21 protein-coding genes are annotated in these 21,281 nt (G+C 64.8%); 12 read left to right on the top strand and 9 right to left on the bottom strand.

The window, feature by feature from the left end:
- Nucleotides 1-30: 30 nt before the first annotated feature.
- The 3 genes from EI545_RS09680 to ribA all read right to left on the bottom strand — a co-directional run bounded on the left by EI545_RS09680 (nt 31) and on the right by ribA (nt 3,596).
- Nucleotides 31-1,917 carry an amylosucrase gene (locus tag EI545_RS09680; protein WP_125325283.1) on the bottom strand — a complete coding sequence of 629 codons (1,887 nt, stop codon included), beginning with the start codon at nt 1,915-1,917 and terminating at the stop codon, nt 31-33.
- Nucleotides 1,918-2,007: 90 nt separating this feature from the next.
- Nucleotides 2,008-2,511 carry a L,D-transpeptidase family protein gene (locus EI545_RS09675; protein ID WP_125325282.1) on the bottom strand — a complete coding sequence of 168 codons (504 nt, stop codon included), beginning with the start codon at nt 2,509-2,511 and terminating at the stop codon, nt 2,008-2,010.
- Complete coding sequence (ribA, locus tag EI545_RS09670) at nt 2,508-3,596, bottom strand: GTP cyclohydrolase II (RefSeq protein WP_125325281.1); 1,089 nt, start codon at nt 3,594-3,596, stop codon at nt 2,508-2,510. Before ribA ends, EI545_RS09675 begins: the two co-directional genes overlap by 4 nt.
- Nucleotides 3,597-3,735: 139 nt before the next feature.
- Between ribA and EI545_RS09665 the strand changes: the two genes are divergently transcribed.
- The 5 genes from EI545_RS09665 (at nt 3,736) to EI545_RS09645 (ending at nt 7,471) form a co-directional block, all read left to right on the top strand.
- Entirely contained in the window at nt 3,736-4,422 is a 687-nt protein-coding gene (locus tag EI545_RS09665; protein ID WP_125325280.1) for a response regulator transcription factor, read from the top strand.
- Between the two features lie 291 nt (nt 4,423-4,713).
- Complete coding sequence (locus EI545_RS09660) at nt 4,714-5,691, top strand: alpha/beta fold hydrolase (protein WP_125325279.1); 978 nt, start codon at nt 4,714-4,716, stop codon at nt 5,689-5,691.
- A gap of 7 nt (nt 5,692-5,698) precedes the next feature.
- Nucleotides 5,699-6,487 (top strand): exodeoxyribonuclease III, encoded by a 789-nt coding sequence (locus EI545_RS09655; protein WP_125325278.1) that lies wholly within the window; start codon nt 5,699-5,701, stop codon nt 6,485-6,487.
- A gap of 51 nt (nt 6,488-6,538) precedes the next feature.
- Nucleotides 6,539-7,024 (top strand): type II RES/Xre toxin-antitoxin system antitoxin, encoded by a 486-nt coding sequence (gene parS, locus EI545_RS09650; RefSeq protein WP_125325277.1) that lies wholly within the window; start codon nt 6,539-6,541, stop codon nt 7,022-7,024.
- The gene (locus tag EI545_RS09645) at nt 7,025-7,471 is read left to right on the top strand and encodes an RES family NAD+ phosphorylase (protein ID WP_125325276.1); all 447 of its coding nucleotides are present in this window, start codon (nt 7,025-7,027) and stop codon (nt 7,469-7,471) included.
- Here the strand turns inward: EI545_RS09645 and EI545_RS09640 are convergent.
- Nucleotides 7,465-8,031, bottom strand: a complete 567-nt coding sequence (locus EI545_RS09640; RefSeq protein ID WP_425471640.1) for a TlpA family protein disulfide reductase — start codon at nt 8,029-8,031, stop codon at nt 7,465-7,467. The genes EI545_RS09645 and EI545_RS09640 overlap by 7 nt on opposite strands.
- Here EI545_RS09640 and argH point away from each other — a divergent pair.
- The 7 genes from argH (at nt 8,030) to pheT (ending at nt 17,311) form a co-directional block, all read left to right on the top strand.
- The gene (gene argH / locus EI545_RS09635; protein WP_125325274.1) at nt 8,030-9,433 is read left to right on the top strand and encodes an argininosuccinate lyase; all 1,404 of its coding nucleotides are present in this window, start codon (nt 8,030-8,032) and stop codon (nt 9,431-9,433) included. The genes EI545_RS09640 and argH overlap by 2 nt on opposite strands.
- A 93-nt stretch (nt 9,434-9,526) precedes the next feature.
- Entirely contained in the window at nt 9,527-9,652 is a 126-nt protein-coding gene (locus EI545_RS21770) for a hypothetical protein (protein ID WP_281275758.1), read from the top strand.
- The gene (locus tag EI545_RS09630; protein WP_125325273.1) at nt 9,649-9,969 is read left to right on the top strand and encodes a DUF2834 domain-containing protein; all 321 of its coding nucleotides are present in this window, start codon (nt 9,649-9,651) and stop codon (nt 9,967-9,969) included. Before EI545_RS21770 ends, EI545_RS09630 begins: the two co-directional genes overlap by 4 nt.
- A gap of 102 nt (nt 9,970-10,071) precedes the next feature.
- The gene (gene lysA / locus EI545_RS09625) at nt 10,072-11,337 is read left to right on the top strand and encodes a diaminopimelate decarboxylase (protein WP_125325272.1); all 1,266 of its coding nucleotides are present in this window, start codon (nt 10,072-10,074) and stop codon (nt 11,335-11,337) included.
- Nucleotides 11,338-11,365: 28 nt separating this feature from the next.
- Nucleotides 11,366-13,942 (top strand): TIGR02302 family protein, encoded by a 2,577-nt coding sequence (locus EI545_RS09620; RefSeq protein ID WP_125325271.1) that lies wholly within the window; start codon nt 11,366-11,368, stop codon nt 13,940-13,942.
- A 160-nt stretch (nt 13,943-14,102) separates the two neighbouring features.
- Nucleotides 14,103-14,828 carry an acetyltransferase domain-containing protein gene (locus EI545_RS09615; protein ID WP_125325270.1) on the top strand — a complete coding sequence of 242 codons (726 nt, stop codon included), beginning with the start codon at nt 14,103-14,105 and terminating at the stop codon, nt 14,826-14,828.
- A gap of 65 nt (nt 14,829-14,893) precedes the next feature.
- Nucleotides 14,894-17,311: a phenylalanine--tRNA ligase subunit beta gene (gene pheT, locus EI545_RS09610; RefSeq protein ID WP_125325269.1), complete on the top strand. Its 2,418-nt coding sequence runs from the start codon at nt 14,894-14,896 to the stop codon at nt 17,309-17,311.
- Nucleotides 17,312-17,314: 3 nt separating this feature from the next.
- On the opposite strand, the gene EI545_RS09605 is transcribed toward pheT, so the two are convergent.
- The 5 genes from EI545_RS09605 to EI545_RS09585 all read right to left on the bottom strand — a co-directional run bounded on the left by EI545_RS09605 (nt 17,315) and on the right by EI545_RS09585 (nt 20,972).
- The gene (locus EI545_RS09605; protein ID WP_216842507.1) at nt 17,315-17,974 is read right to left on the bottom strand and encodes a hypothetical protein; all 660 of its coding nucleotides are present in this window, start codon (nt 17,972-17,974) and stop codon (nt 17,315-17,317) included.
- 66 nt (nt 17,975-18,040) lie between these two features.
- Nucleotides 18,041-18,718: a DUF1523 family protein gene (locus EI545_RS09600; protein WP_174258172.1), complete on the bottom strand. Its 678-nt coding sequence runs from the start codon at nt 18,716-18,718 to the stop codon at nt 18,041-18,043.
- Nucleotides 18,719-18,730: 12 nt separating this feature from the next.
- Complete coding sequence (locus EI545_RS09595) at nt 18,731-19,009, bottom strand: hypothetical protein (protein ID WP_245990352.1); 279 nt, start codon at nt 19,007-19,009, stop codon at nt 18,731-18,733.
- Complete coding sequence (locus tag EI545_RS09590) at nt 19,009-20,376, bottom strand: DUF6638 family protein (RefSeq protein WP_125325267.1); 1,368 nt, start codon at nt 20,374-20,376, stop codon at nt 19,009-19,011. Before EI545_RS09590 ends, EI545_RS09595 begins: the two co-directional genes overlap by 1 nt.
- Complete coding sequence (locus EI545_RS09585; protein WP_125325266.1) at nt 20,373-20,972, bottom strand: endonuclease domain-containing protein; 600 nt, start codon at nt 20,970-20,972, stop codon at nt 20,373-20,375. Before EI545_RS09585 ends, EI545_RS09590 begins: the two co-directional genes overlap by 4 nt.
- Between the last annotated feature and the right edge of the window lie 309 nt (nt 20,973-21,281).

Raw genomic sequence — 21,281 nt, 5'->3', positions numbered from 1 at the left:
TCCGGTCCGATTTCTTTGAAGAAATCGGCGTCAGGTCAGCCAGACGCGGGCATAGGGCGGCAGGACGATCTGGCCGGCATGGGTTTCCACGCGCTGATCCGACAGCATGTCATGCATGGCCGTGACCCCAAGTGCGCGGGCCGATGCTTCGCTGATGTGCTGCCAGCGTTCGGTGAAGTTGAACAGGCCCAGCAGCGTTCCGGTCGGCGCAAGCCGCTGGAAGGCCAGCACGGCATCGTTGCCTGCAGCAACGACCCGGATCGGCACCGCCGCATGCAGCGCAGGCGTGGCGGCGCGGCGGGCAAGGATCTGCTTGGTCGCCCAGAAGACCCGGGCAGCGGGGGTGTCGCCGGAATGGCGCCCCTCGGCCCGTGCCCACTCCATCTGCGGACGGTGGATCCAGCGGCTGTCATGGGCATGGTCCGGGTTGGCCAGATAGCCATGGTCGTTGGGCAGTGCCAGCTCATCCCCCATGTAAATCAGCGGGATGCCGCCCCAGGCCGCGATCAGGGCATGGCCCAGCAGGATGCGTTGCACGGCCATTTCCACCCCTGCGACGTCCCCGGCCGCCTCGGCCAGTTCAAGCCCGGCAAGCGAGGCGAAGCTGCCCGAGATGCGCTTGTCGCCTGTCGCCTCGTTGAACTGGAAGAGCGCACCCTTGGCGAAGGAGCCGGGAAAGCTGCCTTCGAAGAAATCCGACAGGAAGTTGCGATGGCCGTGGCCCGAGGCACCGACGGCGGCGGCATCCTCATCCGTGATCGCCCAGCCGATATCGTCATGGCAGCGGATGTAGGTGGCATAGGTGGCATTGGTCAGCCTGTCGGGGAAATGCGTCGCCAGCACATGTGTCATTAGACGCGTGTCGCGGGTGGCAAGGGCTGACCAGAACTGCACCATCAGGCTGTTGTGGTAGGCAAGGTTCGCAACCTTCCCGTCATGCCGCCCGCGACCAAGGTAGGGCAGCATTTCGGCGGGGGCGACGATCGCCTCGGCCAGGTGCAGAACGGCGGCGCTGGCAATCCGGCTGCAGGCGCGCAGGGCTTGCAGCAGCATATGAACCTCGGGCTCTGACTGGCAGCGGGTGCCCATCCGCTTCCACATGAAGGCGACGGCGTCCAGCCGCAGCACATCGACGCCCTTGTTGGCAAGGAACAGCATCACCTCGACGATTTCCAGAAACACCTGAGGGTTGGCCCAGTTCAGGTCCCACTGGTGTTCGTTGAAGGTGGTCCAGACCCATTTGCCGAAGTCCGGATAATGGGTGAAATTTCCCGGCGCGTTGTCGGGGAAAACCTCGACCAACGTCTGTTCGTACTGGTTGGGCAGATCGGGCGAGTCGAACATCAGGTAGTAGTCCTGATAGGCGGCGTCGCCCTTCGCGGCCTTCTTCGCCCAGGCGTGCTCTTTCGCGGTGTGGTTCAGCACCAGATCGACGCACAGGGAAATGCCGCGTTCGCGTAATGCGCGGCTGACGGCTTCGAAGTCGGCCATCGTGCCGAAGGCGGGGTTGATCTGGCGGTAGTCCATCACCGAATAGCCGCCGTCGCTGTCGCCGGGGCGGGGCTTCAGGCAGGGCATCAGATGGACATAGGTGATGCCAAGGTCCTCAAGGTAATCCAGCTTGTCGAGAATGCCTTGCAGCGTGCCGTTGAAGCGGTCGATGTAGAAAACATAGCCCGCCATGCCCGGACGCTGGAACCAGTCGGGTTCAAGGTCGCGCTGCAGATCAAGGCGCTTGAGGTCGTCAGGCCGATCCGCCCAGCCCTTGCGCAGGGCCTTGACCAGCCTTTCGCGGAAGGCGGGATAGTCGGGGCGGGCGCCATAAAGGCCCTCAAGCATCGGGAAGAGGTCAGGCGCGGACCGGGCCAGCCGCAGATCGAAGATGTCGTCATCCGCGCTGGACGGCGTTCTGGCCATGGCTGTCCTCCCCTTTTGGACAGATTAGGTGGTCCAAAGCGGTTTGGAAAGGGGTCTGCCAGTGTGCCAGAAGGGGGAAGGGGCGGATGGTCAGAGCCGGATCACTAGCCGCGTCTGGAGGGTGATGCGCGGGGCGATCCAGTGCAGGGCGCGGCGGGACAGGGCAACGCAGCCTGCCGTGGGCGCGCCTGGGCGACGCCATTGGTGGATGAAGATGGCCGAACCCCGGCCCGGGTCGGCATGCGGCCAGTTCCAGTCGGTGATCAGGATCAGGTCATACATCGGGTCGGCCCGGCGCAGGCGTTCATGGCTGAACCCGTGCGGCGCGCGGACCATCAGGTTGTAGTCTTCATCCCGCGGATCGTCAGACCACAGGTCAGACGGCCCGATCGGCAGCGCCCAATCCGCCGGGCGGGCCATCCGGTCCGGGCGGTACAGCATGCCAACCAGCCGGTGCACCCCGGCGGGCGTGGCCCCGTCGCCTTCGCGCTTGCGTGCGGCGGGAACAACCCCGCCGCGCCCCAGCGTGCAGGCAAAGCGGCGGCCCATGAAGCGCACGCCCATCGGAGTGACGACCAGATCTTCCCGCTTCACAGAAGATGCCCCGATTTCGCGGCCTTGGTGGCCAGATAGGCGCTGTTTTCGGCGGTCATCCCTACCTTCAGCGGCACACGTTCGGTCACATGCAGGCCGCAGCCTTCCATCATCGCCAGTTTCTTCGGGTTGTTCGTCATCAGCCGTACGGCGGAGAACCCCATCTTGCGCAGGATCTCGGCCCCCAGCCGGAAATCACGCTCGTCATCTTCAAAGCCAAGCCGGTGGTTCGCCTCGACCGTGTCAAAGCCCTGATCCTGCAAGGAATAGGCGCGCATCTTGTTGGCCAGCCCGATCCCCCGACCTTCCTGGTTGAGGTAGAGGAGCACCCCCGCCCCTTCCTCACCCATCTGCGCCAGTGCCGCGCGAAGCTGTGGGCCGCAGTCGCATTTCAGGCTTCCCAGCACGTCGCCGGTAAAGCAGGCCGAATGCAGCCGGGCCAGCACCGGTGCCGCGCGGTCCGGCTTGCCGATCTCAATGGCGTAATGCTCTTCGCCACCGTCATCCGGGCGGAAGATGTGGACGCGCCCGGCGCTGGAGGCGACCAGCGGCACCCGGGCAGACACCACCTCGGCCATGGGCGACAGGGCGGCAAGGACGGGGGTGATGTCGTCCAGCGCCAGCAGGGTCAGGCCGCTGTCCTGCGCCAGTTGCAACGGATGGACCACCGGCACGACCAGCACGGCCGGCAGCAGATGCGCCGACTTCGCCAGCGCAAGGGCGGCGCGGTGCAGGTCGGCAGGCCCGTCCCGCAGGGATTGCAGCGGCCCCTTCATCGGGGCGCGCAGATCATCCGCCGGGTCGGCAACAGACCGCAGCCACGGCAAGCCGGCATCGGCGGGCAGGACAATGCGGGCAAGATCCCCGTCATAGGCGCGCGCCTTCAGCGTTTCCGCCCGCCGTGCCGTGATGGCCAGAACGGGCGTGCCAAAGCCCCGCAGGTCGGCAAGGCGCGAAGGCTCCAGCGCCTCGACCGCGACGACCATTGCGGCAGATCCGGCCATGCACAGCACCACAGGCACGCCCATGCGCAGATCGCCCCGGGCGCGGGTCAGCCGTTCGGTGGTGGTGAGGGTCAGTGTCATGCCTCCTCTCATACCCCCGGGGTTACGGAATTGAAACATTGACCGGCTGTGCGACACGACCGCGTGAGGTTTTCGTTGCAATCCTTGAAGGGGCCGTGATCGGGGCGCATGTCACCAGACAGAAGCAGTGGAGGCACTCATGGCCGGACTTCGGAAAATCCTGTTGGTGGACGACGACGACGACCTGCGCGAGGCGTTGAGCGAGCAGTTGGTTCTGACTGAAGATTTCGATGTGTTCGAAGCCCGCACGGGTGCCGAGGGCATGGAAAAGGCCAAGGCCGGGCTGTTTGACCTCGTGATCCTGGACGTGGGCCTGCCGGATACCGACGGGCGCGAGTTGTGCCGCCGGATGCGCAAGGGCGGCGTGAAATGCCCGATCCTGATGCTGACTGGGCACGACACCGACAGCGACACGATCCTTGGGCTTGACGCCGGTGCCAATGACTATGTGACCAAGCCGTTCAAGTTCCCGGTCCTGCTGGCCCGCATCCGCGCCCAGCTGCGCACGCATGAACAGTCTGAGGATGCGATTTTCCAGATGGGTCCCTATACCTTCAAGCCGGCGCAAAAGATGCTGGTGGACGAGAAGGACAAGAAGATCCGCCTGACGGAAAAGGAAACGAACATCCTGAAGTTCCTGTACCGCGCCAGCCAAAGCGTGGTCGCCCGGGACGTCCTGCTGCACGAGGTCTGGGGCTATAACGCGGGGGTCACCACCCACACGCTGGAAACCCACATTTACCGCCTGCGCCAGAAGATCGAGCCCGATCCATCGAACGCGCGGATTCTTGTCACGGAAAGCGGGGGTTACCGGTTGGTCGCCTGAAGCGCGCCGGGTTCTGTTGCGCGGTAGCCGCAGTGTGTTGCGGCTGCCTTGCAACAGCCCAGAAATCTTGCGCATTGGGGCTTATTGTTGCCGGATTTGCTTGCTACCTTCATTTCATGCACAGGTTGTGCACCCAGTTCCCCTTGTCGCGTCGGGGTTATGGCGCGGCATCCTCCCTGTTGGACCTGGCCGGGCTTCTTGCCCGGCCTTTTTTTTCCAATGGGTTGACCAAAAGGGTCAACTCCGGGGGCAGTTGTTGCCGCATGCAGACCGCTCTGTTACCCAAGCGTGATGCGCTATGTGTTCGGTCTTCTGACAATCCTTGTCTTCGTGGTGGTGATCGGGCTGCTTGGCCTGAGACTGACCGCGATGCTGCGCGAGATCAGCATTCTTCCGGACAGCATCCCCGAAGAGGGGCGGATCGTCGAAACCGCGCTTGGCCCGATCTATGTCGAAGAGCTTGGTCCCGAGGATGGCCCGGTGGTCCTGCTGGTGCACGGCTCTGTCGGCTGGTCGCGGATGTGGCGCCCTACGCAAGTGGCACTGGCTGCCGAAGGCTATCGCACCGTGGCTTTCGACATGCCGCCGATGGGGTATTCCTTCCGCGATCCTGACGCCGACTACAGCCGCCAGACGCAAGGCGGGCGCATGCTGGCGCTGATCGCGGCGCTTGACGTGCGGCCGGTTGTCGTCGCGCATTCCTTTGGCGCGGGGCCAGCGGCTGAGGCGGCGATGGTTGACCCTGCCGCCATTGCCGGGCTGGTCGTCGTTTCCGGCGCGATCGGGCTGGAGGGGCGGGAAGGCGGCACCTTGCCCTGGCCGCTGGGCAACTCGTTCATGCGCGAACTGGCCGTGTCGGCCAGCGTGACCAATCCCTATGCAATGGGCCCCCTGCTGCGCCTTTTCCTCCATCGGAAAGAGGCCGCGACACCCGAAGTGATCGACATGCTGCTGGCACCCTCCCGGCGGCCCGGCACGACGACGGCGATTGCCGGTTGGCTGCCAAGCCTGCTGGTGCCGCCAACCGGCGCCTTGTCCACCCGGGCCGAGGGCTGGCAGGCGCTGGCCGTGCCGCTGGCCTTCCTCTGGGGCGACCGGGACACCGCCACGCCGCTGGCGCAGGGCGAAAGGCTGGCCGACCTGACCGGCGCGCCGCTTTCCATTCTGCCAGAGGTCGGCCATATTCCGCAGATCGAGGCGCCGGATGACTTTCAGGCGGCGCTCATCGCACTGCTTGCCGACCTGACGCCCCCGATCACAGCCCCTTGAGCCCCCCATGTCCTTTACCCTTGCCACCTGGAACATCAACTCTGTCCGCCTGCGCGAAGGTCTGGTGACCCGGTTGCTGGCCGAAGAAATGCCCGACATCCTGTGCCTGCAGGAATGCAAAAGCCCGGTCGAGATGATCCCCTTGGCGCAGTTTCAGGCGCTGGGCTACCGCTACATCGTGGCGCGGGGGCAGAAGGGTTACAACGGCGTGGCGATCCTGTCCAAGCTGCCCATCGTCGATGCCGGGGACAAGGACTTTGCCCAGCTTGGCCACGCGCGGCATGTGGCGGCGCGGCTGGAAAACGGGGTAACGATCCACAACACCTACGTCCCCGCGGGCGGCGATATCCCGGACCGCGAGGTGAACGTGAAGTTCGGGCAAAAGCTGGATTACCTGACCGAGATGCGGGATTTCTTCCGCTGGGAACGCCCCGACCGCGCCATTCTGGTCGGCGACCTGAACATCGCCCCGCGGGAAGATGACGTGTGGAATCACAAGGCCTTGCTGAAGATCGTCAGCCATACGCCCATCGAGGTCGATCATTTCAACGCGGTGATGGAGGCGGGCAACTGGCAGGACGTCACCCGCCACGATCTCCGCGAGGGCCGGCTTTACAGCTGGTGGAGCTACCGCGCCGCCGACTGGGACACCGCCGACAAGGGCCGCCGGCTGGACCATATCTGGGCCACCCCCGACATCCTGAACGCCAGCCACCAAAGCCGCATCCTGCGCCCAGTCCGGGGCTGGGACGGGCCAAGCGACCATGTGCCCGTGTTTGCGACGTTTGATTTGTGAAGTGCTAACCGCCATATGCTGTGATACACTGCGGCAAATGGCGGGGATGGGATGGCCAAGAACAGTGCCGAGAAGACCGTGGCACGGTCAAGAAAAAGCGGACTGGCTTCGAAGACTTTGATGGGTCGGGATGCCTCATCCGGTCAGTTTTTGGTCCGGAACCCGGAGGCTAAGTCCTATTTTGTATCCTATCAGGCGGTGTCAGGTGGCATTCCGTCGCGAGCGGTGCGGGTGTTGGAAGACAATGGCGTTTCCAAAGACGACATTCGTCAGATCATCCCTGACCGCACGCTCGAACGCCGGATCGCGTCGGGCGAAAACCTGAAGCTGGAAGAAGCTGACGGCCTTGCACGCCTACTTCGCGTCGTAACCATGGCGCGGCGCGTCTTTGGTGACAACGCCCTTGCGGACGAATGGCTGCGCAACCCGAACCCGGCTCTGGGCGATGCTATCCCGATAAGAATGGCCCGCACCGATCTTGGCGGGCGCGAGGTCGAGGCTGTGCTGGGCCGCATCGAACATGGGGTGTTCAGCTAAGTGCGCCTATGGCGGCTGACGAAACCTGAACACGCCCCCGGCCTTGATGGTGAGGGTGCACGGCTTTGGGGTGGGCGGTGGAACAGTCCAGGCCTGCCGATGGTTTATACCTCTTCTTCCCTTTCGCTTGCCGCGTTGGAGGTTCTGGTCCACCTGCCACCCATGATGCGCCGCAAAGGTGGGCTGCCACCATTTGTTGCCGTCGCAATCGACGTGCCCGACGAGCAAATTGCTGAAGCCGGCCTTGGGGTTGATCAGGACGAACAGTTTACTCGCGCTTTCGGGGACGCTTGGCTAAAGCAATCAGCAAGCGTTGGCATGAGTGTCCCAAGCAGGGTCATCCCGCTGGAACTCAACGTGCTTTTAAACCCCCGCCACCCCGCGATGGTCATGGTGAACGTAGTCCTCGCCCAACCCTTCGTCTTTGACGACCGTCTAGCTTACTGACCCGCCACCAGCGCCGCCATGATCGCCTTGGCGCTGGCGCTGTCCCATTCGGCGTCGCCGATAAGGCGGGCGACTTCATGGCCGTCGGGGTTCAGGATCACGGTCACCGGCAGACCCATCACGCCCATGCCCCGCGCAAGTTCCGATTTCGGATCGCGCAGGATCGGCAGCAGCTTGATCTCGGCCTCTGCAAAGAACTTCTCGATCCCGGTCACCGAGTTGCGCCCTGTCGCGACAGGCACGACGGCAATCTCGGGCATCGCCGCCTGCAGCCGGTCAAGCGAGGGCATCTCGTGCCGGCAGGGCGCGCACCATGTGGCCCAGAAGTTCAGGACCACCCATTTGCCACGATAATCGGCCAGCGCATGTTCGCCGTCCGTCGCATCCAGCAGCACCACCTCGGGCAGGGCCACAGGGTCGGTGTGCAGCGCCAGTTTCTTCATGTCGCCATCGCGCAGGGCTGACACGTCGGCTGCCGCCGCGTTTGCACCAAAGAGGAAGGCCGTGTAGAGGACGACCATAAATTTCCGCACGACATCCCTCCGAAGGCCAGTCCCCATGACCGAACGCCCTGACACCCCTTCCGCCAACCAGATGTGGGGCGGGCGCTTTGCCTCGGGGCCGGACGCGATCATGCAGGCGATAAACGCCTCTATCGGGTTCGACCAGCGGCTTTACGCACAGGATATCGCAGGCAGCCGGGCCCATGCCGCGATGTTGGCCGCACAGGGTATTCTGAGCAATAAGGACGCCGAGGCAATCGGGGAAGGGCTTCTCACGGTCTTGTCAGAGATTGAAACCGGAAACTTCCCGTTCCGGGTGGAGCTTGAGGATATCCACCTCAACATCGAATCCCGCTTGACCGAGATTGTGGGCGACGCGGGCAAGCGCCTGCACACCGCGCGCAGCCGGAATGACCAGGTGGCGGTGGACTTCCGGCTGTGGGTCCGCGACCAGTGCGACGCGGCGATTTCCGGGCTAACCGCGCTCATGCAGGCGTTTGTGACGCAGGCCGAGGCAGGGGCCGATTGGGTGATGCCGGGCTTCACCCACTTGCAGACCGCGCAGCCGGTGACCTGGGGGCACCACATGCTCGCCTATGTCGAGATGTTCGCGCGGGACCGCAGCCGGTTTGAAGATGCGCGGCGGCGGATGAACGAATGCCCCTTGGGGGCGGCGGCACTGGCGGGGACCAGCTTTCCAATTGACCGCGAGATGACCGCCAAGGCGCTGGGCTTTGACCGGCCGACGGCAAACAGCCTTGATTCGGTCAGTGACCGCGACTTCGCGCTGGAGTTTCTGGCCGCCTCCAGCATCACCGCGATGCACCTGAGCCGCTTTGCCGAAGAGCTGGTCATCTGGTCATCGGCCCAGTTCCGCTTTGTGCGCCTGTCGGACCGCTGGACCACCGGGTCTTCCATCATGCCGCAGAAGAAGAACCCCGACGCGGCGGAACTGCTGCGGGCCAAGCTGGGGCGGATTCTGGGGGCGACGGTGGCCCTGTTCACCATCATGAAGGGGCTGGCGCTGACCTATTCCAAGGACATGCAGGAAGACAAGGAACAGGTCTTCGACGCCGCCGACACACTGATGCTGGGCCTTGCCGCGATGACGGGCATGGTCGGCGACATGACCGCCAACCGCGAGACGTTGAAGACCGCCGCCGCCTCCGGCTTTTCCACCGCGACCGATCTGGCCGACTGGCTGGTGCGGGAACTGGGCCTGCCCTTCCGCGAGGCGCATCATGTGACCGGCACGCTGGTGGCGCTGGCCGAAAGCGCGGGCGTTGACCTGCCGGACCTGACGCTTTCGCAGATGCAAGGCGTGCATCCCGGCATCCGCGACGATGTGTTTGCCGTGCTGGGGGTCGAAAACTCGGTCCGCAGCCGGATGTCCTATGGCGGCACGGCCCCTGACCGGGTGCGCGAACAGGTGGCGCGCTGGAAGGCCGCTCTGGGGTGACGCCAAGGAACCCTTGTGCCGGTTTCCCGTACCTTGCGGGTCGCGGCCCGGGGTGGCACAGTCCCGTCCACTTCCCCTGACCTTGAGGTTGCAATGTCCCGCCTGATCCTTCTTGCCGCCTTGGCCCTTGCTGCTTGTGGCGTCGATGGTGACCCGCAGCCGCCGTCAAAGTCCGGCATCACCGTTTCGGGTGAAGCGCGGATTGGCGTGACGAATTGACACCGCTGCGGTTGGCCTTCCTTGCGCTGGCGATCTGGGGGGCGGTGCATCCGATGTACTGGTTCCTGCGCCATATGCGCGAAACCGGCACTGGCCTTGGGGGCCTGATCGACGCCTGGTATGTGAACGCCTCGACCACTGGCCTGACGTGGGACCTGACGATTGCCGCCATCGCCCTGACGGTCTGGGTGCTGGCCGAGGCGATTTCGCGCAAGGCGTGGTGGCATCTGGTGGCGATCCCCGCCACCTTCTGCATCGGGGTCAGCTGCGGGTTGCCGCTTTATCTGTTCCTGCGGTCCGGTCGGGCATCGGCGTAGCGGAGTTTTGCAAAACTCCGGTCCGATTTCTTTGAAGAAATCGGCACTTTGCACCAATGCAGCGCCCGGATATGACAGCGCGACGGTATCCGGGGGCGACGCATGGACCACTTCCTTTACAAGAACGGCGTTCTGCATGCCGAGGATGTGGCGATCCCCGATATCGCCGCCGCTGTGGGCACGCCGTTCTACGTCTATTCCACCGCCACGCTGACCCGGCACTATCACCTGTTCACCGAGGCGCTGAGCCCGCTGCCGCACCTTGTGTGCTTCGCGATCAAGTCGCTGTCCAACGTGGCCGTGCTGAAAACGCTGGGCAATCTGGGTGCCGGGATGGATGTGGTGTCCGCCGGGGAATACCTGCGCGCCAAGGCCGCTGGGGTACCCGGAGATCGGATCGTGTTTTCCGGCGTCGGCAAAACGCGGGACGAGATGCGGCTGGCCCTGACCGGCGGCATCCGCCAGTTCAACGTGGAATCGGAACCCGAGTTGCGGGCCTTGTCCGAGGTGGCGGTGAGCCTTGGTGTGACCGCGCCCATCACCATTCGCGTCAACCCGGATGTGGACGCAAAGACCCATGAAAAGATCGCCACGGGCAAGAAGGAAAACAAGTTCGGCATCCCCATCTCCCGCGCGTCCGAGGTCTATGCCGAAGCCGCCCGCCTGCCCGGCCTGCAGGTCATCGGGATCGACGTGCATATCGGCAGCCAGCTGACCGAGCTGGAGCCGTTCGAGCAGGCTTACCTCAAGGTCGCCGATCTGACCCGCCGCTTGCGCAGCGAAGGCCATACGATCACCCGGCTGGACCTTGGCGGCGGGCTGGGCATTCCCTATGCCCGGTCGAATGACGCGCCGCCCCTGCCCACCGACTACGGCGCCTTGATCAAGCGCACCGTGGGTGATCTGGGCTGCGAGATCGAGATTGAGCCCGGCCGTCTGATCAGTGGCAACGCGGGCATCCTCGTGTCGAAGGTCATCTATGTGAAAAACGGCGAAGGGCGGGATTTCCTGATCCTTGACGCCGCGATGAACGACCTTGTCCGCCCGTCGATGTACGGCGCGCACCATGACATCATTCCGGTGGCCGAACCCCCGGTCGCCGCGCCCACGCAGGAATTCGACGTGGTCGGCCCGGTCTGCGAAACCGGCGACACCTTCGCCAAGGGGCGTGATCTGCCGCTGGTGGCCGAGGGCGACCTTGTCGCCTTCCGCAGCGCTGGGGCCTATGGCGCGGTGATGGCATCGGAGTACAACACACGGCCGCTGATCCCCGAAGTGCTGGTCCATGGGGATCACTTCGCTGTCATCAGGGAAAGACCAACCTTTGACGAAATCCTGAACCGCGATACCATCCCTCCGTGGCTGTGACATCCCGTCGGGCCCAGAGGCAGCCCTGATGACCGGAACACCACCCCAACCACCCCTGAAATCGCTTGTCTGGCCGCTGCGCCTGACACTGACGGGGTTGTGGGCGGAACGGCTGGCACGCGCATTCTGGCCGCTTTGGTCGCTGATCTTGCTGGTCCTCGCCGCGCTGGCCTTCGGGCTGCAGGATCTGGGGCCGCTCCATTGGGCGCAGATCGGTGGCGGCGTGGCGGCACTTCTGGCGCTGGGCCTTGGCGTGCTGGGCTGGCGGCGGTTCGCCAAGCCGACGGTGGGCGATGCGCTGGTCCGGCTGGACAGCACCATGCCCGGCCGCCCCATCGCCACGCTGCTGGACACTCAGGCCATCGGCCGGAACGATCCCGCCTCCCTCGCCGTGTGGGAGGCGCACCGTGCCCGCATGACCGCCCGCGCCGCCATGGCGCAACCCGTGGCCCCCAACCTGCGCCTGTCGTCGCGCGATCCCTTCTCGCTGCGCTATGTCGCGTTGACGGCCTTCGTCATGGCGGTGCTGTTCGGGTCGTTCTGGCGTGTCACCTCGGTCGCCGGCCTTGCGCCCGGCGCGGCCGAGGCGATGCCGGGCGGACCAAGCTGGGAAGGCTGGGCGCAACCGCCCGCCTATACCGGCAAGCCGTCGCTCTACCTCAACGACATCACCGCGCCGGGGTTGGAACTTCCCACCGGCACCCGCCTGCAGATCCGGCTGTACGGGGCTGAGGGTGGGCTGACCGTCGCCCAGACCGTGGCCGATGCGTTGCCGCCCCCTCCGCCGCCCGTGGCAGATGAGGCGACGCCCGCCGCCGCCGTGCCCGATGGCATGGCCGGGGTGTTTGACCTGACCGTGAACCGCTCGGGCCGCCTTGCCATCGAAGGCCCGAACGGCCGGGAATGGGACGTGACCGCCCTGCCTGACGGCCTGCCCAGCATCGCCATCGCCGGTGAAATCGGGCGCGAGGCGGATGGCCGCTTTACCCAAGGGTTCACCGCCTCGGACGATTATGGCGTGGTCGCGGGCCGCGTCACCATCAGTCTGGACATGTCGCAGATCGACCGCCGCCATGGTCTGGTCCCAGACCCCGAACCGGTGGAACCTGTCACGCTTGACCTGCCGATGCCGCTGTCGGGCGAACGGACCGAGATCACCGAGACGCTGATCGACGACCTGTCGAAGCACGTCTTCGCCAACCTCCCGGTGACCATGGTCTTTGCCGCTGTCGATGCGGCGGGGCAAGAAGGCACCTCGGCCCCCCATGCCGTCACCTTGCCGGGCCGGCGTTTCTTTGACCCGCTTGCCGCCGCGCTGATCGAGATGCGGCGCGATATCCTGTGGAACCGGATCAACGCCCCCCGCGCCGGGCAGATCCTGAAGGCTGTCACTAACGCGCCCGAAGGCTTTATCCGCCATGACCGCGCGTTCATGCGCCTGCGGGTCCTGATGCGCGACCTTGAGGCGAAAGAGGCCAGCCTATCGGTCGAAGACCGTGACGCCATCGCCGAAGAGCTGTGGACGATTGCCCTGATGGTCGAGGAGGGGAACCTGCAATCCGCGCTTGACCGGCTGCAGCGCGCGCAGGACCGCCTGCAAGAGGCGATCGAAAACGGGGCCTCGCCCGAAGAAATCGACCAGCTGATGCGCGAAATGCAGCAGGCGTTGAACGAATACATGCGCGAACTGGCTGAAGAGGCGCAGCGCAATCCGGACGACCAGCAGCAGTCCGAGATGATGCAGGGCCAGATGATGTCTGGTGACCAGCTGCAGGAAATGCTGGATGAACTTCAGCGCCTGATGGAAGAGGGCAAGACGGCCGAAGCGGCGGAACTGATGGAGCAACTCCGCCAGCTGATGGAAAACATGCAGGTTGTGCAGGGCCAAAGCGGTCAGGGCCAAGGTCAGGGCCAGCCCGGTCAGCAAGGCATGCAGGATCTGGGCGAAACGCTGCGGGACCAGCAGGAACTGTCTGACGATGCCTACCGCGACATGCAGCGCGGCGAAGGTGGCCAGCAACCGGGCGAGCAGCCGGGTCAGGAAGGTGGCGAGCAGCCGGGCGAAGGTCAGGGCCAGCAGGACGGCGATCAGGCAGGCGAAGGCGGGCAGGGCACGCTGACCGACCGCCAGCGTGACTTGCGCCAACGGCTGGGTGACCTGCAGCAGGGTGATCTGCCGGGCGATGGCACCGAACAGGGCGAGGAAGGCCGCCGCAATCTGGACCGCGCGGGTCGCGCCATGGAAGAGGCCGAAGAGGCACTGCGCCGGGGCGATCTTGACGGCGCGCTTGACCGTCAGGCCGAAGCGATGGAGGCCATGCGCGACGGTCTGCAGGACTTTGGCGAAGCGCTGGCGCAGGAACAACGCGAACAGCGCGACGGGCAGGGCGGGCAGGAGTTTGGCAGCGCCGACCCCAACGGGCGTGATCCGCTGGGCCGTGAACCCGGCGACAGCGCGCGCATCGGGTCGGACCAGAACATGGTGCAGAACGACCCCAATGCCCGCGCGCAGGAACTTCTGGACGAAATCCGCCGCCGGTCAGGTGACCTTAGCCGGTCGGGCGAGGAACTGGATTACCTCAAGCGCCTCTTGCAGCTGTTCTGATCCCTTCCCGGCAAGCACGCCGGAATTTTCGAAAATTCCGGACCGGAGCCTTCAAAGGCTCCGGCGCGATTTCTTTGAAGAAATCGGCGACGCGGCACCCGGCGGTCGGTAAAGGGCCTGCGGCTTGCAGGCCCTGCCGTTCCGCGCCACAGTCTGCGGCATGAATGCAGCGCCCCTTCAGAACCGTCTCATCACCCTCGATCTGGCCCGCACGCTGGCCATCCTCTGCATGGTGGTCTTTCACTTCACCTTCGACCTCGCGCTGTTCGGGTACATCCCGTTCGACACGATGAGCCAGCCGTTCTGGTATTACTTCGCGCGGATGATTGCAGGCAGCTTCCTGTTCCTGTCCGGGGTCAGCCTGTGGCTGGCGCATGGCCAAGGCATCCGCTGGCCCGCCTTCTGGTGGCGGTTTGCCAAGGTGGCCGGTGGGGCCGCCCTTGTGACCATCGCCAGCATCTGGTTCGTTCCCGGCGGGACGATCCTGTTCGGCATCCTGCATGCCATCGCGGCGGCAAGCTTGCTTGGGCTGGTAGCGCTTCGGCTGCCATGGGTCGTGACCCTGTCCCTTGCCGCCGTGATCTTTGCCACGGCCTTTCTCTATCGCAGCCCGGCCTTCGATCCGATCTGGCTGGTCTGGACCGGACTTGGCGAAACCCGCCCGATGATGGGCGACTATGTCCCCTTGATCCCCTGGGCCGCCCCCGCGCTGGCGGGGGTCGCCTTTGCCAAGGCCCTGCGCGTCGACCAATGGCGCAGGGCGGCCCCCTCACGCGCCATGCGCCTGCTGGCCTTCCCCGGCCGCCACAGCCTGATCATCTATCTGATCCACCAGCCCATCCTGATCGGCCTGTTCAACGCCTGGGCGTCGGTTGCAAACGGCTGACCCCGCTTCCCCTTGGCCTGCCTTTGCGCTAAGCCCGTCCCCGCACTGCTACGGGAACCGCACAGATGAAATTCACCCTGTCCTGGCTGAAAGATCACCTTGAGACCGAGGCCACCGTTGACGCCCTGTCCGAGGCGCTGACCGACCTTGGGCTGGAGGTGGAGGGGATCGAAGACCCCACCACGCAGCTGGGTGCCTTCCGCATCTGCCGGGTGATCGAGGCTGTGCAGCACCCCAACGCCGACCGCCTGCGCGTCTGCCGGGTGGAGACCTATCCCGATGGCCCCGGTGGCCGGGTTGAGGAAGTGCAGGTCGTCTGCGGTGCGCCAAATGCCAAGACCGGGTTGGTCGGCGTTTTCGCGCCCCCGGGCACGCATGTTCCGGGCACGGGTGTGGATCTGAAACCCGGCAATATCCGCGGTGTGGACAGCAACGGGATGCTCTGTTCCGAACGCGAGTTGATGCTGTCGGACAACCACGACGGCATCATCGAACTGCCCGCCGACGCGCCGCTTGGTGTGCGCTACATCGACTATCGCGGGGTCAATGACCCGGTTGTCGAGATCAAGGTGACGCCAAACCGCCCCGACGCGCTGGGCGTCCATGGCATCGCCCGTGACCTTGCGGCACGCGGCCTTGGCACGCTGAAGCCGATCACTACCCCTGCCGTCACAGGACGCTTCCCCAACCCGATCAAGGTCACCATCGACCCCGCGCTGAAGGCCAAGGGCTGCCCCCATTTCGCTGGCCGCCTGATCCGGGGCGTGACAAACGGCCCCTCGCCTGACTGGATGCAGGCCCGTCTGAAGGGCATCGGCCTGCGCCCGATCTCGGCCCTTGTGGACATCACCAACTACTTCACCTTCGGCCTGAACCGCCCGCTGCACGTCTTTGATGCGGCCAAGATGAAGGGTGATCTGGCAATCCGCCCCGCCCGCGGCGGCGAAACCCTGCTGGCGCTGGACGGCAAGACCTATGCGCTGACCGAAGGCCAGATGGTCATCGCCGATGACCACGGCCCGGAATCGCTTGCCGGGATCATGGGCGGCGAGGCGTCCGGCTGCACGCCGGAAACCACCGACGTGTTCCTTGAATCCGCCTGGTGGGACCCGATCACCATCGCCGCCACTGGCCGCGCGCTGAAGATCAACTCCGACGCCCGCTACCGCTTTGAACGCGGCGTCGATCCGGCCTTCACCCGGCCGGGGCTGGAGCTTGCGACGCAGATGATCCTTGATCTTTGCGGTGGCGAGGCTGGTGAGGTCGTGCAGGACGGTGCCCCCGTGGACACCACCCGCGCCTACCGTCTTGACCCGGCCCGGGTTGTCAGCCTTGTCGGCATGGACATCCCGGAAGTCACCCAGCGCGCGACGCTGCAGGCCCTTGGCTTCACGCTGGACGGCAACATGGCGACCCCGCCCACTTGGCGGCCGGATGTGCTGGGCGAGGCGGACCTGATCGAAGAAGTCGCCCGCATCGCCAGCCTGACCAAGCTGCAAGGCGCGCCCATGGCCCGCAGCCTGCCGGGCGTGCCAAAGCCGATCCTGACGCCCCTGCAAGTGCGCGAACGCACCACGCGCCGCACCATCGCGGCTTTGGGTTACAACGAATGCGTGACCTACAGCTTCATCGACGCCAAGGCCGCAGCGCTGTTCGGCGGTGGCACCGATGCCGTCCGGGTCGACAACCCGATCTCCTCCGAGATGAGCCACCTGCGCCCAGACCTGCTGCCCGGCCTTCTGGCCGCCGCCGCCCGCAACCAAGCGCGCGGCTTCATGGACCTTGCACTGTTCGAGGTCGGCCCCGCCTTCAGCGGCGGCGAGCCGGGTGACCAGCATCTGCAGGCTGCAGGCCTACTGATCGGCGCTGCTGCCGCCCGCGATCCGCACGGGTCGCGCCGCATGGTAGATGTCTTCGACGCCAAGGCCGATGCCGAGGCGGTCCTTGCCGCGCTGGGTGCGCCCGCGCGCGCCCAGATCACGCGCAAGGCCGCGGAGTGGTGGCACCCCGGCAGGTCGGGTGTGATCAGCCTTGGCCCGAATGTCATGGCGACCTTTGGCGAAGTTCACCCCCGCATTTGCCAGGCGATGGATGTGAAAGGCCCCGCTGTCGCCTTCACTGTGCTGGTTGCGAACATTCCCGCACCCAAGGTCAAGACGCCAACCCGCCCAGCCCTTGCGATCAGTGACCTGCAAGCGGTGGACCGCGACTTTGCCTTTGTGGTGGACACGAAGGTTGAGGCGCTGACCGCCGTCAACGCAGCGCTTGGTGCCGACAAGGCCCTGATCGAAAGCGTGCGCGTCTTCGACCAGTTCACCGGCGACAAGGCCGAAGCGCAGATGGGCCCGGGCAAGAAGTCCATCGCCCTGACCGTGCGCCTGCAGCCATCCGAAAAGACCCTGACCGAGGCCGAGATCGAGGCCGTGTCGGCCAAGGTCATCGAGAAGGTAACCAAGGCAACCGGCGGCAGCCTGCGGGCCTGAAGCTTAGCGCAGGGAAGCAACCAGCCCTGCGTACCACTCCGCATGGCTGCCGGAATGGTTGGCCATGCCGGGTTTGGTCAAGCAACCCTTCGGATTGATATAGCTTGATATCACCCGCGCCGGCTCTTCACGCCAGGTCAGGTTGAAGGCTGCGCGTTTGGGAAAGAAGTACATGGCCGAGTATGGCAAATGGTCGTGGATCCACCAGGCCATCTCTCGCCAGTCGGCACCAGCCTCGTAGCGGTCGGCGAAAGAAGGAATCACAATGCAGGCGGTCGCTCCCATGCGGCCCTCGGCGTCGCGGCGGTCCCAGATGTGGCCAGCATAGTTGGCTTCGTTCGAGGCGCAGGAATACCCGGTCTTTCCAGCCTTCTGCTGCTCGCACCCAAAGCCGTTGACGGCCGGGCTTCTATAGGCCGACCGGATAGAGATGCGTCCGAACACGTCCTGCAGCGGCTCCAAAAGCTCGGTGCACAGGCGGGTGCCTGCGGCAATGGCAAGCTCTGGGTCGTCTGGGATATTCGGGATTCCATGCAGGTTGGCGATCTCGCTGTATAGAAAATCGCGCATGAAGAAAGACTTCGACAGGCGGGTCCGGCCAAAGTCGTCCAAGGCTGCAACAGATTTCAACGCCTTCACGGTCATCTCCTCCAGGCCGCTCATCGCGTGCCTTCGGCGCTCTTCGCTAAATCAGCGAGGAGTGCACGAAGTGCTTCGACGAGCAGCCCGTTACTTCTTCGCGCGCCAGGTGTTCATCCAGGCCCCGATCCGCCCAAAGAACCCCCGCGCCTCTTTCCGGGCGGCCTCGGCCCGGTCGCCCACGGCGTCGAACGTCTCGCCCACATCCGCCAGCGTCGGATCGACCATCCGCTCGCGGAACTGCAGCCACATGCGCCGGGCCATGACCACCAGGAAAGCAATGAAGGTCAACAGCAGGATATTGACCCAAGGGATCAGCGTGACATCCGGCCCCTCGACCGGAGTGATCTTGACCGCGTTGGGAAAGGCCGAAAGCAAGGGAATCCGCCAGCCGTAATGGGTGATCGCCACCCATTTCGGCGCGTCGCGGGTGGACCGCAGGTTCGTAGCCTCGGCCTGCAGGGTGCTGCTGTCCCACTTGAAGTAGGGCGGCCAGAACCAGCCGGTATCCTCGTTGCGGTAAACCATCACCGTGGAATCATCTTCGAAAACGGCGTCGATAAAGCGGATGTCGCGGGTCGTGCTGGTCTCGGCCCCGGTGCCGGTATCTTCGATCGAGTAGAAGATCCAGTTCGCCCCGATCTGCGTGATCCGGTTGCCGGTGTCGACCACCCGGACGATGTCACGCTGCGGCAGGGTGTAGTGCAGGAACAACCCCACAATCAGGACCGCCAGAATGCGCAGGCCCCATTTGATCTTGGTCCACATGGGCAGGTCCCTTCAGTGCCAGTTGATAAAGTAGATCGTGGTCAGAAAGCCGATGGTCGGAACCACATAGATAAGCCATAGCAGGCGCTTTTTCAGCCCCTTGTCATAGGCCTGCATCCCGGCCTCGATAAAGGCTGTCCGCTCGGCCGGCGGAATGCCCTCTTTCGAGGGGTCAGTGTCCCAGCCCTTTTCCAGCTTCTCGCGCCGGACGGACCGCGAATAGATGCTGGTCAGGAAGTAGATGATCGTCAGCGCCACATACATGACAAAGGCAAGTCGCAGCCAGCCCATTAGCGTCTTCCTCCCCATGGTCCCGAGACCGGGCCGCGCCCTGGCGTACGGGTCGGCTTTGGCCCGGCCGCCATTTCCGGCCGCTGCTGCTCATCCATCCCAGGTTCCGCCCCGAACAGCGCCGTGCGGGCACCTTCGCGGTCCACCTGATACTCCCGCGCCAGAAAATCCGCGACATAGGTTTTCTTGCGTTCGCTCCACGTCGCATATTGCGCGTAAAACAGCTCCTTGTGCACGATGTACATCTGCCGCACATCCATTGGCGCCAGTTCCGCCAGCAGCATGTTCACCAGATCGCGGTCCTTCCCCGCCTTGCCCCGCAGCGTATAGAAATACGCCGGGTGTTCGCTGTTGATCTTCGGCCAGGGCCCCCCGGCCTCCACCCAGCGCAGCAAGGCCGCCAGCCCCAGAAACTCCTCCGGCAGGGCGGAGCCAAGCCTGTAGGCCACCTTGCGCAATTCCGTCCGCCGCGCGTCGCCCACCTCGATCCCCAGCCGGTCCGCCGCATCAATCAGGATGAAGTCCATCTTCTGCCGCAGCACCGCCGCCGCATCCATCCCCCGCGCCTGCACGATGGGTTCGGCCAGCTGGTTCCGTTCCAGCCAGTCGGCAATCTGGTTGCGCAAGCTGAGGTCCATCACCTGCGGCACCGGCACCGTGCCCAGACTGCGCCAGTCCAATGAGGATATTGCCGCCGGGAACCGCACATCCCGGAAGATGTAGACCCCGCCGAAATGGCTGGTCCAGAAGTTCTGCTGCTCGAACGTCATCGCAGGCAGGCTGATCGGCACCCGCGTCACATCGCCGGTCTTTTTCGCCAGCCCGATCATCTCGGCCACCAGCACATCGTCGCGCCAGCCGTCGGGCTCCTGCCGGAAGCGGTCGATCAGCTTGGCCAGCTTCCCCGCATCCGCCACATGCCCGCCGATCGTATCCGCCTCGACCGTCACTTGCCTGATGTCGAACAGCTTGGCCGGCGTGTCCACCGAATAGACCGAGTTCTGCAGCTCCCCCGCCACCGCATCCCGCGCGGTCAGGGCAAAAAGCTGCGCCTCGTTGGTCTCGATGAACTGCGTCAGGATCCCCCGGCTGGTGGAGAACTTGATGTTGAGCAAAGGCGCATCCTTCTGCGCCGTGGTCAGGAGGATAAATTGCCGGTTCGCCCCGTTGGGGTTGAGGTAAAGGTCGTCGTTGAGTTCGTCACCAATCTCGGGCGAATAGCCGGACAGGTCGATGTGGAAATCGTCCAGCTTCGTCGTCTTGCCGGTAAGATGCTTGAGCGCGCGGTTGTAGCGTTCGACAAGGGCCGGGGAGGACACCTCGATCAGGTTGCCGAACATGAGGCCGCGTTGGATGAGGCGTTTCATGGCGCGTTACCTTCCAGCCGGGTGCCCCCCACCCCCATCCCCTCCCCACGAGGGGGAGGGGAGGCTCCGGGTTCAGCCGTCCCGCACAACGTCAAAGGATAGGAACCTCCCTCCCCCCTCGTGGGGGAGGGATGGGGTGGGGGGGCACCAGCAATAGTCGGATCGACGAGATGCTTGTCGCCGACGCCATCCCCAAGCGCCTTCGCTCCCCCTCGTGGGAAGGGGGTGGGGGGCACGCCCTCAGCTAAGGACTCGCCGTCAACCGCGTCGAAGATCACCTGCATCACCCCGTCGATATTCCCCGAAACCTCCGGATTCCAGAACCTCAGCACTCGAAACCCCTGCAAGGCCAACCACTCATCCCGCGCCACGTCCCGAGGCCCACCATGCCCACCGCCGTCAATCTCAACTACCACCCGCCGCCCCAGATCAGCGAAATCGGCAATGAACGGCCCGATGGGCGCTTGCCGCCGGAAATGCAGCCCCAGCATCCGGTTATATTCCCGCAACTTCACCCAGACTTTCCGCTCCTCTGGCGTCATCTCATGGCGCAGCTTGCGGGCCTTGGCGCGGGTGATGGGATGGATGCCAGTCATGCCTTGCGCCCCATGGCCAAGTCCCCCCACCCCAACCCTCCCCACAAGGGGGAGGGAGCGCTAAGCCGCCAACGACCAGCACCCACCCCAACCGAAGAAGCGCCTCCCCTCCCCCTCGTGGGGAGGGGCTGGGGGTGGGGGGCTGGGGAGGAGCCCACGATCAGGTTGGTGGACATGTGGCCGTGGTGGATGAGGGGTTTCATGAGGTTTCCCACAGTGTGTCCGCAGCCTTAGCCACTCCCCGGTCGCTGAGCTTAACCTCTTGAACGACAAGATCGATAACAGCGACACATCCCCTATTCTTCATTG

This window comes from Tabrizicola piscis, assembly GCF_003940805.1.
Classification (GTDB): Bacteria; Pseudomonadota; Alphaproteobacteria; order Rhodobacterales; family Rhodobacteraceae; genus Tabrizicola; species Tabrizicola piscis.
The sequence above is the reverse complement of the archived record's forward strand: the minus strand, read 5'-3'. Positions and strand labels throughout refer to the sequence as shown.

What these genes read in the sequence shown, in the direction of transcription:
- lysA (WP_125325272.1), top strand. Translation starts at nt 10,072, where the DNA reads ATGGACCACTTCCTTTACAAGAACGGCGTTCTGCATGCCGAGGATGTG.
- EI545_RS09620 (WP_125325271.1), top strand. Translation starts at nt 11,366, where the DNA reads ATGACCGGAACACCACCCCAACCACCCCTGAAATCGCTTGTCTGGCCG.
- pheT (WP_125325269.1), top strand. Translation starts at nt 14,894, where the DNA reads ATGAAATTCACCCTGTCCTGGCTGAAAGATCACCTTGAGACCGAGGCC.
- EI545_RS09660 (WP_125325279.1), top strand. Translation starts at nt 4,714, where the DNA reads ATGCGCTATGTGTTCGGTCTTCTGACAATCCTTGTCTTCGTGGTGGTG.
- EI545_RS09585 (WP_125325266.1), bottom strand. Translation starts at nt 20,972, where the DNA reads ATGACTGGCATCCATCCCATCACCCGCGCCAAGGCCCGCAAGCTGCGC.
- EI545_RS09615 (WP_125325270.1), top strand. Translation starts at nt 14,103, where the DNA reads ATGAATGCAGCGCCCCTTCAGAACCGTCTCATCACCCTCGATCTGGCC.
- EI545_RS09595 (WP_245990352.1), bottom strand. Translation starts at nt 19,009, where the DNA reads ATGGGCTGGCTGCGACTTGCCTTTGTCATGTATGTGGCGCTGACGATC.
- EI545_RS09655 (WP_125325278.1), top strand. Translation starts at nt 5,699, where the DNA reads ATGTCCTTTACCCTTGCCACCTGGAACATCAACTCTGTCCGCCTGCGC.
- argH (WP_125325274.1), top strand. Translation starts at nt 8,030, where the DNA reads ATGACCGAACGCCCTGACACCCCTTCCGCCAACCAGATGTGGGGCGGG.
- EI545_RS09680 (WP_125325283.1), bottom strand. Translation starts at nt 1,917, where the DNA reads ATGGCCAGAACGCCGTCCAGCGCGGATGACGACATCTTCGATCTGCGG.
- EI545_RS09590 (WP_125325267.1), bottom strand. Translation starts at nt 20,376, where the DNA reads ATGAAACGCCTCATCCAACGCGGCCTCATGTTCGGCAACCTGATCGAG.
- EI545_RS09605 (WP_216842507.1), bottom strand. Translation starts at nt 17,974, where the DNA reads ATGAGCGGCCTGGAGGAGATGACCGTGAAGGCGTTGAAATCTGTTGCA.
- parS (WP_125325277.1), top strand. Translation starts at nt 6,539, where the DNA reads ATGGCCAAGAACAGTGCCGAGAAGACCGTGGCACGGTCAAGAAAAAGC.
- EI545_RS09640 (WP_425471640.1), bottom strand. Translation starts at nt 8,031, where the DNA reads ATGGGGACTGGCCTTCGGAGGGATGTCGTGCGGAAATTTATGGTCGTC.
- EI545_RS21770 (WP_281275758.1), top strand. Translation starts at nt 9,527, where the DNA reads ATGTCCCGCCTGATCCTTCTTGCCGCCTTGGCCCTTGCTGCTTGTGGC.
- EI545_RS09600 (WP_174258172.1), bottom strand. Translation starts at nt 18,718, where the DNA reads ATGTGGACCAAGATCAAATGGGGCCTGCGCATTCTGGCGGTCCTGATT.
- EI545_RS09665 (WP_125325280.1), top strand. Translation starts at nt 3,736, where the DNA reads ATGGCCGGACTTCGGAAAATCCTGTTGGTGGACGACGACGACGACCTG.
- ribA (WP_125325281.1), bottom strand. Translation starts at nt 3,596, where the DNA reads ATGACACTGACCCTCACCACCACCGAACGGCTGACCCGCGCCCGGGGC.